Below are 13,645 nucleotides of genomic sequence, written 5' to 3' on the forward strand. Positions count from 1 at the left end.
CCAACACAAGACTCTGAAGAGCTTAGGCTACAGAATATGCTCATGGTTATGCTAACTCCTTATATTGAAAACGACTTAACTACCTATTATTATCCGGAGATTGTAAAAGCTTTTTCACCTCATGTAGCTCCTTGGGATATTGAAGTGATAAAAACAAAAAGAGTTAATAGCTTTCGTGGCTTTCAATTGCAAATTACTTTTGAAATTGAGACTACCGATGGTGGACACTGGATTCCAATTGGGAAAGACCGCATGACCTATGAAATCTCTGCTGGACATACAGTTAAATTGATAAATCACAAGCATATGAAGACGTATGAATATCCTACCGAATCATGAATAGACTTCCGCACCAAAGCGGTAATCATATTTAAAAATAACCAAATATATTAAGGATCTAGTCTTTGGTTGTTAGTGTCCTTAAACATATATCTAATACCCCTGCCAGCAAGCGGTTCATCTTCATATCTTGGTAATACGTGAAAATGTGAGTGGAATATATGCTGCCCTCCAACTTCACCACAATTCCAACCAAGGTTATATCCGTTCGGTTGGTATTTTTCGTCTAAGTATCTTTTCACATCTTGAAGAAGTGTGTGCGTAGCATTCCATTCCTCAAGCGTTAAATCAAAAGCGGTTTCCCTATGTTTTCTTGGCACAATTACTCCTGCACCTTCAAGTGGAATGCCTTCCTGTTTAGCTTGGTCTAACTGTAAAAACATACAAAACTCATTGCTCAGAATAACGTTTTGCGTTGGTTCTAACTCAGGATAGCAAAATAAACAATCTTTCATTCCTTATCTCCCCAGACTACTGTTTTTCACACTCTTTCAATTGGCAAAGTGCCCGGATTGCGATATAAACAAAATTGCTTATAAAGCAAATGCACCCTTGTTAATGGAACACATTTTTTCAATTATGTTCATTGCTTCGTATGTCACCATGTAAACACCCCCTTTCTCAAGGGAGTGCCAAACCGCCCATCCGCTTTATGTACTGCTTATATTATTCTATCACTTTAGTAGATGTAAAAGAGAGAAACCCTGCAAATAGGCTGAAATCAAACACGAAATTTCTATCTTACATCGCCCCTGTTTAGTTAAATGACCGTTATGTAGTTCAAGGACAATTCCTATTACGGAATAGCCGCTTTTTACAGAATAAGACGGCAATGAATAATCATAGATTCGCTGTCTTTTGTTAAGGGTGCATTTTTCCAAGAACCATACATTGCTACCAATTCAAAGTTATGCTCTGATAGCAGCCTTCTTATTTCCATTGGATATGTATAACGTAAGGAAATAGAATCTTTATATGTAGAAATAACATTATTAATATTAGTTTCTTGTACGGTGGTACACTCCAAGATTTGAGTTTGGTGGTTATAAACTTCTCGATGTTTCTCAGTCACTACTTGATTCATACGATTGGTGTGTGTTTCTTCAATCTCATCAATTACAGACAATTCCTTTAGTATTGGGTTTCTAGTATCAAAAATAAATTCACCGTTTGGCAATAAGTACGATTTTACGGATTTAAATAAGGCACTTTGACTTTGATTTGTTAGGAAGTGTTGGAAGGAGTTGGCCACCATAAAAATTAATGGAGATTTGATTGGTAAATCTAATTGGGTGCAATCCTGCTTAGAGAAATGAATATGAACATTAGATGCACTTGCCTTTTGAATAGCTAAATTAAGCATTCCTTGATGGAGATCAACCCCATACATCGTATAACCTTTTTCAGCCATTGGAATTGTTAATCTTCCTGTGCCGCAAGCCAATTCAATAATTGGTTGTGTTGTCGTTCCAGCGGACTTCTGAATGAAATCCAAGTCTTCTTTATAATTATTATATAATTCATCATATTTTAATGGATCGGCATTCTTTTCTAAATTATCTTCAAAAACGTCTAAAAACATGTTTCACTCACCCATTCTTAAATGTTTTTAGTACAATAATCTGGCCCGCTTAAAGAACCGAACTTAATAGTGAATTGCCCTCGAGAATTGAAGAACAGGCTAGTTAGATAGGTAATTTAGGTAATATTGTTTTTAACTCAATTAAATCATCTATTACCATGTTAGCCTGGGAAAGTTCATCTTCCTTCGCAAAATCAAAATTACATCCTATTGAAATTAACCCATTGTCCTTAGCTGCATTTATGTCTGATAGGCGATCACCTACTACTGCTGCATTGGTAATACCATATTTTTTTACAATACTCTTAACCAGGTCCGATTTATTCAATGACTCAATTTCTTGGATACTGAATGTCTCTGTAATCCATTTGTCCAAGTTATAATGACTCACTATTGCTTCAAGGTATACGGTTAAACCATTACTTGCTATGTAGATTGAAAAATTATTCTCATGTAAATAACTTAAAACTTCCTTCGTATTAGGATACAAAGAACCATTCCCATTTCTTATATTTCCAATTAGTTTTTCAAGGAAATACCCATCTGTATATTCTCTTTCTTGAGTAGAGTAATCCGGTAACAAAGTTTCCCAAACTTGTGGTAAAGGAACGCCCATAATTTCACGATATTGCTGAATTGGCGTCGCTTCATTCCATTTATCCATTGATCGTAAATGTTCAAAAGTATCCTCAAGTGATATTTCTAATATTGTATCTGTTTGAAACAGTGTTCCATCCATATCAAAAATTATAGACTGTGACATTTCTTGTCTCCCTTAACTTTGGCCATATTGCAGTATTGGAATATAGTGTTGTGTATTTTTTCATAACTATAACAACTTGTAAAGATAATATTCATTAACGAATTGTCCGTCTATTACCAATGAATTTACTTTCTCGCCTTCCAAAACAAATCCCATTTTTCTATACAGATTGAATGCTTTAAAATTTTCTTTGATAACTGTAAGTTCTAACCTTGTAATCTCAATTTCTTTTGCCCATTCAAATATTTGATTGAATAATTCAGATGCGATCCCTTGGCCTTGAGATTCTTCCAATACTCCTAAAACAAGATATGCTGAATGCCGATTTCTTTGTAAATCACTACCTAATGCAGCGATATAACCTACAAGTCTCCCTTCACTTTCAGCTACAAAAAAAACCGATCTTTTTTCATTTAGTATTCTTTCAATGGATTTTCTCTGTTGTTCAGAAGTGGTATTTCTTTCTCCTGGTTCAAATAACATAACATCAGATTCATCAATCTTTTTACTTAATACAACGAAAGCATCTGAATCAGTCACTTGTATTTTTCTAATTATCACTGGACAAACCTCCACGACTTTCCCATGAATTCATTATAAAGTCTGGTCCTGTTGCGGTATCGGGACTTTTGCTATGAAGCAAACGTCTCATATCTGGAATAGTGTTAAGCACGTTGATTTGTGTTCCAGCCGTACGCTTTCCGGAGGGCGTGGCTTGAGCCGCTTCCTTCGCTTCGCTACGTCCAGGGTCTCAAGGCTCACGCTGATCCTCCCGGAGTCGACGGCTTGCACTCCAATCAACTAAGAGTGTAGTACTAAACAATCGGCCCCCGATTAAGGAATAGTCTTTTCCGGCACTCTACTTCTTTTGGTAGGTAATCCAAGTGGGAGAAGGAGCAAAAGGAAAAGTTTTTAGTACCTCCATTGCACTGCTATCTGTTGTATCGAATTCACCTATAATAGCCTTCCTGTTATGATTATCCGCATATTTTATATGCTGAAGTGTTAAATTTGGAATTATTCCCTGGTATTCACTACTGGAACTACCGCACCATCCTAATTCATACGAATTATCATCATCTGATTCGTGAAGAAAAGAATAAGCTAATATGTCATTTTCGTCAGGATTTAAAAAAACATAACTTCCTTTAGCAATAATATCATCCGAGAAAACTAAAATCCTCCACTCTTCAAGCCCTGCTGTTACTACAGGATTCACTTTATGTGTTTCTTCGTAATTTCTTTTAACAAGGAGAACCAGTTTTTCTACCAATTCATTATTTAAAGAAACCTCTGCTAATGTTTTGAGTATATAATCTTTTTCACTGAATCGAAAGGCTCCCTCTTTAAAATCAGATACTTGAAGAGTCGGCATATACGTTCTTCTTATTTCCTTGAATTCACTTTTCTCATAAATCTTTTTTAGATTTATAGAAGTTTCCCAAATAGATGTTTGTAATGGAAAATCGATTGTTTCCAAACTCTCAACCTTATTCAGTAACTTCTCTATTACATTATCCCGTACATACGACGAATTACACAAAACTTTAAAATAAGTACAATATGGGTGAAGACTACTTACCCATCCAAAAACTACACTTACTAATTTATCTTCAGAAAATGCCGAGTATGCAAATTTGAATCTAAACTTTTTTAATATATTTAGTAAGCCTTCTTCCTCGAAAGATAAATCTATTAGTTCTTTTAATTGTTCTTGGTCACTCTTTTCATATTCCTTTATAATAATTTGCAAATATATCCCCCATTAGGTTTCAACTGTAGGTAATCTTTCGTAATTTGGCTGGTTCGTTGGAAGTAAGAATTATTCGTTTCTTCTATATTATACCAAGCCACTAATGAAGTGTCAGACTTTAAATCAACAAAAACCATTTAGTAAAAAAAGATGTTGGTGAGAATTATTAACAATCATCAAACAAGCTACACCTTGTAAATAGATTTACAAGGTGTAGCTTGTTTTAATATCCTTTTCCAGAAGCAGGAATTTAAAGTCAATACCCTTTTCGTGTTTCATAAGCAAACAATGAATCTGATTGAAGATCTTTATCTCTGAAACAGAATCTTATAGCTCTATTTATTCAGCATAAGAGAGATGTGACGTTACCGCCTAAAAATCATAATCCGAAAAGAATAGGTCTTCTATCCACCCCCGTACATCACGTTCTATTGCGGATTAGTAAAAAGTATTGGGCATTTGCACCAATGATAACGGCACTAATCACAAAAATAGCGAATAATTGGGAGACCCCAGAGAAAAGTGAATACACGATGAGCACGAAAAGTGCAAAAATGAGGGTGGCATTTAGCGTATTGAATGTACGATACAGACCTTCTAACATCACATGACGTTCCCCTTCATCAGATGCTGCTAGTAGTTTTTTGCCATAGTCTTTATCTGAAATAGACGGCAGTTCCCGATCGGGGTAAAACAAATTGACTACACTTGAAACTGCAATTGAAAGAATGAAAGCTGCTGTTGCTACAATTATAGAACTTATCACGAGCCAGGGATCTTGTTCTGTAATGAGTGAAATAGCAGATGCGGCAATTCCAAATATAACACTCGCAATGGCTATCATATTGGTATCAGTGAACTTTTTGTAGAGCCATACTTCACGCTCATCTTCTTCATCCCTTGAAACTGCTGCATTTGCTTTTTTACGCATTTGAATTATGCTGATTCCTACATACAGGAGTAGCAACACGGTTAACGAAGTCAAGATCACATTCACTGGAAAGGCAATGGATAAAAAATTAAATTCCACTTGAACCGACAGCATTAGATACATGCCTATGAACCCAACAATCCCACCTAATAATCCATAAATAACGAACTTCATTCGATCTCCTCCTCTTCGAATAAAAAAACACTTTCAATCGCTTCATTGAAAATCCTCGCAATTCTTACGGCAATCAGCAAAGAAGGGATGAATTCTTCTCTTTCGATTAAACTGATTGTCTGCCGCGATACTTTCGCTCGTTTCGCAAGCTCTGTCTGATTCAGTCCATTGCGTGCACGCAATTCCTTCAAACGTGTTTTCACTGACTTCACCTCTTGCAGTGATTGTAACGTATACACTTCATTTTGACAAGTAAAGTTGTCAAAATGACAGTTTTACTTCTCAATTACAGCGATGTACTTCAAAACATAAAACAGAAAATCCGCTTCAGTGGGCAAGTTAACTTTTATGATTCCTGTTTTTTCGTGTATGACTTAAATCATTATTTACAACACAAAACAGCCTTTGACTTCCCTATTATCAGGGGAGTCAAAGGCTGTTTACATGTTGAGTTTCTTTTAATATTGGATCACTTGCAGTTAATCCATCATATCCGCAATGATTTCAAACGAACGCAAGCGATCTTCTTGATGGAATACAGGAGAACTGATGATGAATTCGTTCGCTTTCGTCTGATTGAGGAAAGCTTCCAATTTACGTTTCACTGTTTCAGGACTTCCAACGATTGTTGCGGGTGAATCTAGCATATTCGCAGCTGAGACTTTTTCACTTGGACTCCACACAGCGTCCGGATCATCCAAAGGCGGTTTGAATTGTGTCGGCATTCCACGGTGCAGGCTCAAAAATTGCTGTTGGAACGAAGTGGCGAGCCAAAGTGCTTTCTCGTCTGTATCTGCCGCTACAATACTGACCCCTAACATCGCATATGGGTCTTGCAGATGCTTCGATGGTTTAAAGTTCTGATGATATAACTGCAGCGCTTGCATCACATATGCAGGAGCAAAGTGACTGGCAAACGAGAAATGCAGACCTAATTGAGCGGCAAGCTGTGCACTGAAGCCAGACGAACCTAGAAGCCAAATCGGGATATCTTGTCCTTCGCCAGGAAATGCCCGAACGCGCGCATTTGGCTGCGGATCGAAATAAGAACGCAACTCTTCTAGTTGTTGCGGAAAGTCTTCCCCGCTGCTATGCAATGTGCGCCGTAATGCATATGCCGTCGCTTGGTCACTACCCGGGGCACGGCCCAATCCAAGGTCAATCCGTCCAGGATACAATGCATCTAATGTACCGAACTGCTCCGCTATAACGAGCGGTGCGTGGTTCGGCAGCATAACGCCGCCTGAACCGACACGCATCCTCTCTGTAACCCCGGCAATATGACCGATTAGGACAGAGGTCGCTGAGCTGCCGACACCTGGCATGTTATGGTGCTCCGCCAGCCAATAGCGGTTGAATCCTAATTTTTCTGCGTGTTGAGCCAATTCCACACTATTTTTGAAAGTTTCAGTTGGACTGCCGCCTTCATTAATTGGCGCTAGATCCAATACGGACAATGGAATTCCATTGTATGATTTTACTGTTGAAGTCAATCTCATCACTCCTTATCGCTTGTTCAGAAACACAAACACACAAGCTTACTTATAGTAACCTATGGTTAAAATTACTATAGATGAGGGATGAAAGCAACTTAGTTGTTTGTCTATAAAAATAGAGAAATAAGAAGAAGTGTAAGACCTGTAAACGTTCTGTCTGTTGAATTCATTATCGGGTCGTCAATCGGATACTCCAGTTCAAATATCAGCAACCGGTCAATATCCCGAATCCTCCGAAGTGAGGTTATCCATCATTTTGTAGTCATACTTTTGAAGCGGCTTTTCAGCTGGTCCTTCAATCACTTCACCCGTATAGGAGAAACGGGAACCATGGCACGGGCAATCCCACGTACGTTCTCCATTATTCCATGCCACTTCACAGCCTATATGCGTACACGTCGTATCGACGATATGGACTTCACCGTCTTCATCTTTGAACGCACCTTTCCGGTGGCCATCCAATGTCACGACGGCACCTTCACCCTTCACCAAGCTTTCGGGCGTTCTCGTCGGGCTGTCCAGCTTCCCTTTCAGAAGCTGCCCTACTACATTTGCATTTTCAACTACAAAGTTCTTTACACTCGGGTGTGCATTGAACCTGGAGGGGGTGTATAACTCTTCGTAAGGATTCTCTTTCCCAAGAACCATATCGCGGAAGAGCAGAGCAGCAGCGGTTCCATTCGACATCCCCCATTTCCGGAAACCCGTCGCAATCAGGATGTTGGACTGTCCAGACGTCAATTCCCCGATATAAGGCAGATTATCCAACGTCACCAAGTCTTGTGCTGACCATCGATACCTGATTTCCTCTAGGTCAAACACTTCAGTGCCGAATGTTTCCAATGCTTTATAATGATCCATCGTATCAATGCTTTGACCCGTTTTATGGTCTTCCCCAACAATCAGTATCAATTCCTCATCATTCGCAGTTACTGACCGAAGGGAACGCGCAGGTTTGTCTGCGCCAAGATAGATTCCGCCTGGATACTTATCTTTCGTTTTGACAGCTAATGCATACGAGCGGTTTGCATACATACGAGTCGAGTAAAGCCCCGTACCCTCATAGAAAGGAAAATGTGAACAGATCAGCACGTGTTTCGCACGTATTCGGCGGTCTTCTTTCGTCAAAACGGCAGGGTGGTCACCTGTGTCTATATTCACAGCTGTTGTCTGTTCAAAAATCTGTCCCCCTTTTTCTGTAATGTGCTGGATCAGGTGGACTAAATATTTTGTTGGATGAAACTGGGCCTGATTTTTCATGACGAGCGCATTTTGGATGTCAATATCAAAAGGAATGGAATCTACCAACCCACCATCGATTCCTAATGTTTTATACGCTTCAACTTCTTTCTCTATCTTCTTTGCATACTTTTCAGTCGTCGCATAAATGTACGCATCCTGAGTGCTGAATTCACATTCGATTCCATGAGTCTCAACTGTTTCCCTCATAAAGTCCAAAGCTTCTGTATTGGCACGATAGTATAATTCAGCCTTTTCTCTACCCAAGCTATGGATGAATTCGGCATATATCAAATCATGTTGTGCAGTTATTTTGGCAGTCGTATGTCCTGTCGTTCCATTCAAGACTTCGTCTGATTCCAGGACAGCGACTTTCGCCCCTTCATTCGCAAGCAAGTAGGCAGAAGTGATCCCTGTAATACCGGCACCGACTACCACAACATCCACGTCAAGGTCCTGTTCAAGTTTGGGGAATTTGGGAAATTCCATATGTGTACGCCAATAGGACAACGGTTCTTGAGGCAATTTTATTTCATTTTCACTCACTATTAGCCCTCCATTCAATTCATCATTCTTTTGAAGGATTCCCTACCTACGTGCTGCTTATACGACTAACTCATGATCTGCGTTCGACAATGTTTGTAAAGGGGAACGATTCTCCGCCTTTAATAACCCGGACAATAGAAATCATCGACGGATACGGAAAATTCCTGATAGCTGTCCTTAAACAGCGCATCGCAAATAACCTCACGCAATACGCCGCTGAAATAACCGGGTAAGCTGCGGATTTCCTTTTTCTTCGTTGCCATCACTGCAATATGCATCGCTTTATACGCCAAATCCTCGAATAGTTCCTCTTTTCCTTTGTGGATGTCGAACTTCAGCATCTGTCCGGAGAGCGCTTTATGAATCCCGAAAAACTCCCTTGCTTTGGAGTGATCTCCTGTGAACGAAAGCAAGGATTTCATCTTCCCGAATAACGTTGTGGATAACTCTTCTGCCGCAGGCTGAGACGTCTTTATAAGATCTTTAAGATTTTTAGATTTATAGAAAGAAGGTTCCTTTTCGGATTTATGGTCAGCAGACTTGTCCTGACGGGCCTCTTCATCACTTGTTCCTGTGCCCGTTTTCCCCTGCCCGTTTACAGGTAAAATGACGTAAATGTTAGCTCCGAGGCCGCTCATGACAGGGCGTACATAATGGATACGCTCGATGATTCCAAGTGCTTCCAACTTGCAAATTGCCCGGCGTACTGTGGAATTCGCTTTACCCAATTTCTTTTCAATCGTTTCATGCTTCAAATGTGCCGCCAAATACTTTACCGAGTAGCAGCGAATCATTCCAAGAACAGCCCGGTCCGTTTTGTTCATTGCGTTCCAGTGAATGTCGGTATGTTGTCTGGCAGCTGCGTCCATTTCTTCTTTTGTATTGAACTTTGCGTAATTAGATAAGTAGTGTGTCATAGGAATTTCCCCTTTTTACACTCTATATAGAGTCGAGGGCGTAAAAGGTGGACAGGCGTTTCCCTTTTTCTTCACTGCTTTTTACCTAATCACCATTGGGTATATGAAATTCATTCATAAGCTTGTTTCAAACTCTAATGGTCCTTTTTTTAAAAAAACGAACCTATTTGAATATCAGAAGTCCAATCCAGTGCTAAATTGTGTCTCGTTATCGAGAAACTTCGAGTTGTGATGGAGAACGGACCGCGAGTGATTAAGAATCCCACTCCACTGTCGGAGAACCCACGTGTTGTGTCGGACATACACCCTGATGTGTCGAAGAACCTAATTCGCCTTCAAATGCGCGCAGCGCCACCAATTCACTCACTAAACAGTGCTGATTTGTGTCCCGTTATCGAGAAACTTCGAGTTGTGATGGAGAACGGAACGCGAGTGATCGAGAATCCCACTCCACTGTCGGAGAACCCACGTGTTGTGTCGGACATACACCCTGATGTGTCGGAGAACCTAATTCGCCTTCAAATGCGCGCAGCGCCACCAATTCACTCCCTAAACAGTGCTGAATTGTGTCCCGTTATCGAGAAACTTCGAGTTGTGATGGAGAACGGACCGCGAGTGATCGAGAATCTCACTCCACTGTCGGAGAACCCACGCGTTGTGTCGGACATTCTCCTTGATGTGTCAAAGAACCCCTTTGTTTAATTACCGCGGAGTTGAACCATCTATACTATTCCATTTCCCTTTCAGAATCCTCCACTAAAAATTAGGCAGTTTAACAGCACAAAAAAAGAGAGGTGAGTATCCCTACCCCCTCTCTTACTCTTAACGAATCCCTTTCATATAACGCATAATAATCGGGGATATGAAAAACAACAGAATCCCTATAGCAATTGCGACTCCGCCAATTGTACCGAAGTACATAACTTCTGTATCAGCAGAATATAACTTAACTAATTGTGCATTTAGCGCTTGAGCAGCCGCATTGGACAAAAACCATAAACTCATCGTCTGTGCTGAAAAAGCAGCAGGCGCAAGCTTAGTCGTTGCAGACAGACCTACTGGAGATAGACATAATTCGCCTACTGCCACAAAGAAAATACTCAGTACTAACCAGAGTGGATTGACCAGCGCACCGGCTTCTCCGAAGAATCCCGGTAATAAGATTACAATAAACGAGAATCCTGCAAATAACAGACCGAGTGAGAACTTTTGCGGGATGTTCGGTTGGCGGTCTCCTAGTTTCACCCAAAGCCAAGCAAACATCGGCGCTAGAATAATAACAAATAACGGCCAAAATGATTGGAACCACGCAGGTGAAAGTTCAATACCCATGAAATTCAAATCAGTCCGTGTATCAGCGTATAGTGCCAGAATCGTGGAACCTTGCTCTGCAATTACCCAGAACAATACAGAAGCAATGAAGAGTGGTATGTAGGCTAACAGTCTAGATTGCTCTACTTCATTTGTTTTAGGGCTTCTATACATGACCACGAAATAAGCAGTCGGGATTAGGAATGCAAGGATCCCGATTAGTCCAACAAACGAATCGAACGTTAACCAGCCTTGAGGAATTGCAATTGCGACTAATGCGCCAATTACAACTACTGCGATTGCAAATGTTGAATACACACGTTTTTTCTCAGTTGGAAGTAACGGATTAGCAACAGTTGTACCGGCATGGCCAAGGTTTTTCTTTTTCGTTGCAACAAATACAACCAACCCGATGAACATTCCTACTGCAGCTACTCCAAAACCTAGATGGAAACTTTGTTTCATCAAAATACCTGCAATGATCGGTGAAATGAATGCCCCCATATTGATACCCATATAGAAGATACTGAATCCTGCATCCCGTCGGTTATCGTCTTCAGGATACAACTCACCCACAACACTTGATGCATTCGGTTTCAATAAGCCTGTACCTAATACAATCAGTACCATCGATACGAAGAACATCGTAATATTGCCTGGAATTGCGAGTGCAATGTGACCAAACATAATGAGAACCCCGCCGTAAAAGACAGCTTTGGATGTCCCCAAGACTCGGTCTGCTAACCAGCCGCCGATAATTCCCGACATGTAAACGAGTGAACCGTAGATTGACATAATGGAGAGCGCTACGGTTTTGTCTAACCCCAGTCCGCCGCTAGATACTTCATAGTACATGTAGAATACAAGAATCGCGCGCATTCCATAGTAAGAAAAGCGTTCCCAGAATTCAGTAAAAAACAAAGTAAATAGACCTTTTGGATGTCCGAAGAATCCTTTCTGCGGGATTTCTTCTAGCACTTGTTGTTTTGTTAGTTTTGACATAAGAAATCCTCCTTAAATATGAATTCATCATACATGTAAGCGCTTTAGATTTCTATAGCAATATGACAAATTAGTTAAATTTCTAAAATAAAGAGTATTGTCAATTTTCGTTACTCTGAGATCCATTCCATTAAGAAACTAACAATTCTAAGAAACCAAGTAAATATTTATATAAACCTTTTATATTTTTCTGAATCACAAGTTTTCATTAGAATAACGTAGTGTTTCATAAATGAACAACCCACCCATTCTTACACGGAAAGGTTGAAATAGCGTATATAAAATAGATAAGTCTCTTATTTGGTTGCATTTTTATTCGCTAAAGGGTATGCTACTAGTAATTAAACATTCACTTATTTCGTAACTTTCGAAATGAGGATAGAGGCGCAAAGACCATTAGTACACATTCTGAGGATGATGAGATCCGATGAAGCTTGTGGAAAGGGGAATTTGCCGAAGTGGAGAGATGCTCATTATCTCAAAGCTGGTTCTGGGCTGAACAAGTTCAGGACTGTCATATAGGAAACTATATGGAGGGCTATCTGATGCAAGAAATAATTCATTATTTCTAAGCAGCAGCGTTCTCTACGCTGCTGCTTTTTGCGTCTCAGGAGACACTGCCTTCCACCTCTATGTTTTGTAATAAAACAAAAGGAGATGGAGAACAGATGAATTTTGGACAACTGATTACTGCTATGGTGACACCGTTTGATGAGCAAGGGGAAATTGACTTCATTGCCACACGCAACTTAATCAATCATTTACTGGAAAGCGGATCGGATGGACTCGTTGTTGCAGGTACAACAGGGGAATCCCCTACGTTAACTTTGGAAGAAAAAGTGAATTTGTTTGAATTCACGGTACAGGTAGTTGCCGGAAGAGTGCCCGTCATTGCAGGCACAGGATCGAACAATACAAGAGAATCCGTCCAGCTGACCAAGCAAGCTGAAGCGGCAGGTGTCGACGGGATCATGTTAGTCGTTCCTTATTACAACAAACCTTCTCAAGAAGGCATGTTCCAGCATTTTAGCGTCATTGCGGAATCGACATCACTGCCAATTATGCTCTACAACATACCTGGCCGCAGTTCAGTCAACATGAGCCCAGAAACAATCATCCGACTTGCTGACATCCCGAACATCGTCGCAGTCAAAGAAGCTAGCGGCAACTTGGATGCCATGTCAGATATCATTGAGAATACCCCGTCGAACTTTGCACTTTACAGCGGCGATGACGGATTGACACTCCCTGCCCTTTCTATTGGAGGAGCTGGCGTTGTGTCCGTTTCTGCACACATTATCGGGCCGCAGATGAAAACAATGATCGGGCATTTCAACAGCGGCCGAATTCGGGAAGCCGCAACCATGCACCGCCGCATGCTGCCAATTATGAAGGAACTGTTCGCGGCACCGAATCCTTCGCCTGTCAAAGCTGCGTTGAACTTGGAAGGTGTCGCAGTCGGCGGGGTTCGTTTACCGATGCTGCCTTTGACGGATGCGCAGTTGAATTCGTTGAATCGTGTCCTTCACAAGCAAGAAACGATACTTCTTTAAGCTTACATTCGTTATACAAGAAACAGCCCATTCCATCAT

General features: G+C 40.5%; 12 protein-coding genes, 1 pseudogene and 1 riboswitch. Of the genes and pseudogenes, 2 read left to right on the forward strand and 11 right to left on the reverse strand.

Annotated features, from left to right (window positions below; all coding sequences use genetic code 11):
- Positions 1 to 339, forward strand: a pseudogene (locus tag QT716_RS06600) (DUF3888 domain-containing protein); the annotation flags it as partial.
- A 50-nt stretch (positions 340 to 389) separates the two neighbouring features.
- Here QT716_RS06600 and QT716_RS06605 read toward each other — a convergent pair.
- The 11 genes from QT716_RS06605 to QT716_RS06655 form a co-directional block, all read right to left on the reverse strand.
- Positions 390 to 794, reverse strand: coding sequence for an HIT family protein (locus QT716_RS06605; RefSeq protein WP_317935258.1), 405 nt, complete (start codon positions 792 to 794; stop codon positions 390 to 392).
- Positions 795 to 1,153: 359 nt separating this feature from the next.
- Positions 1,154 to 1,921, reverse strand: a complete 768-nt coding sequence (locus tag QT716_RS06610; RefSeq protein ID WP_317935259.1) for a class I SAM-dependent methyltransferase — start codon at positions 1,919 to 1,921, stop codon at positions 1,154 to 1,156.
- Between the two features lie 103 nt (positions 1,922 to 2,024).
- Entirely contained in the window at positions 2,025 to 2,684 is a 660-nt protein-coding gene (locus QT716_RS06615) for an HAD hydrolase-like protein (RefSeq protein ID WP_317935260.1), read from the reverse strand.
- A gap of 66 nt (positions 2,685 to 2,750) precedes the next feature.
- Positions 2,751 to 3,245 (reverse strand): GNAT family N-acetyltransferase, encoded by a 495-nt coding sequence (locus QT716_RS06620; RefSeq protein ID WP_317935261.1) that lies wholly within the window; start codon positions 3,243 to 3,245, stop codon positions 2,751 to 2,753.
- Positions 3,246 to 3,543: 298 nt separating this feature from the next.
- Positions 3,544 to 4,437 carry a glycoside hydrolase family protein gene (locus QT716_RS06625; protein ID WP_317935262.1) on the reverse strand — a complete coding sequence of 298 codons (894 nt, stop codon included), beginning with the start codon at positions 4,435 to 4,437 and terminating at the stop codon, positions 3,544 to 3,546.
- 421 nt (positions 4,438 to 4,858) lie between these two features.
- Positions 4,859 to 5,542 (reverse strand): DUF3169 family protein, encoded by a 684-nt coding sequence (locus tag QT716_RS06630; protein ID WP_317935263.1) that lies wholly within the window; start codon positions 5,540 to 5,542, stop codon positions 4,859 to 4,861.
- The gene (locus QT716_RS06635; RefSeq protein WP_191689581.1) at positions 5,539 to 5,745 is read right to left on the reverse strand and encodes a helix-turn-helix transcriptional regulator; all 207 of its coding nucleotides are present in this window, start codon (positions 5,743 to 5,745) and stop codon (positions 5,539 to 5,541) included. The genes QT716_RS06630 and QT716_RS06635 overlap by 4 nt, the downstream gene beginning before the upstream one ends.
- A gap of 276 nt (positions 5,746 to 6,021) precedes the next feature.
- Positions 6,022 to 7,035 carry an LLM class flavin-dependent oxidoreductase gene (locus QT716_RS06640; RefSeq protein ID WP_317935264.1) on the reverse strand — a complete coding sequence of 338 codons (1,014 nt, stop codon included), beginning with the start codon at positions 7,033 to 7,035 and terminating at the stop codon, positions 6,022 to 6,024.
- A gap of 219 nt (positions 7,036 to 7,254) precedes the next feature.
- Entirely contained in the window at positions 7,255 to 8,766 is a 1,512-nt protein-coding gene (locus QT716_RS06645) for an FAD-dependent oxidoreductase (protein ID WP_317935375.1), read from the reverse strand.
- Positions 8,767 to 8,942: 176 nt separating this feature from the next.
- Positions 8,943 to 9,740: a hypothetical protein gene (locus QT716_RS06650; protein WP_317935265.1), complete on the reverse strand. Its 798-nt coding sequence runs from the start codon at positions 9,738 to 9,740 to the stop codon at positions 8,943 to 8,945.
- 822 nt (positions 9,741 to 10,562) lie between these two features.
- The gene (locus tag QT716_RS06655; protein ID WP_317935266.1) at positions 10,563 to 12,053 is read right to left on the reverse strand and encodes a peptide MFS transporter; all 1,491 of its coding nucleotides are present in this window, start codon (positions 12,051 to 12,053) and stop codon (positions 10,563 to 10,565) included.
- A 371-nt stretch (positions 12,054 to 12,424) separates the two neighbouring features.
- Positions 12,425 to 12,602, forward strand: a riboswitch (Lysine riboswitch).
- Between the two features lie 119 nt (positions 12,603 to 12,721).
- On the opposite strand from QT716_RS06655, the gene dapA reads away from it, so the two are divergent.
- Positions 12,722 to 13,606, forward strand: a complete 885-nt coding sequence (gene dapA, locus QT716_RS06660; RefSeq protein ID WP_317935267.1) for a 4-hydroxy-tetrahydrodipicolinate synthase — start codon at positions 12,722 to 12,724, stop codon at positions 13,604 to 13,606.
- The last annotated feature ends 39 nt before the right edge of the window (positions 13,607 to 13,645 follow it).

Origin of the sequence: Sporosarcina aquimarina, from assembly GCF_033253705.1 — a bacterium.
Lineage (GTDB): Bacteria > Bacillota > Bacilli > Bacillales_A > Planococcaceae > Sporosarcina > Sporosarcina aquimarina.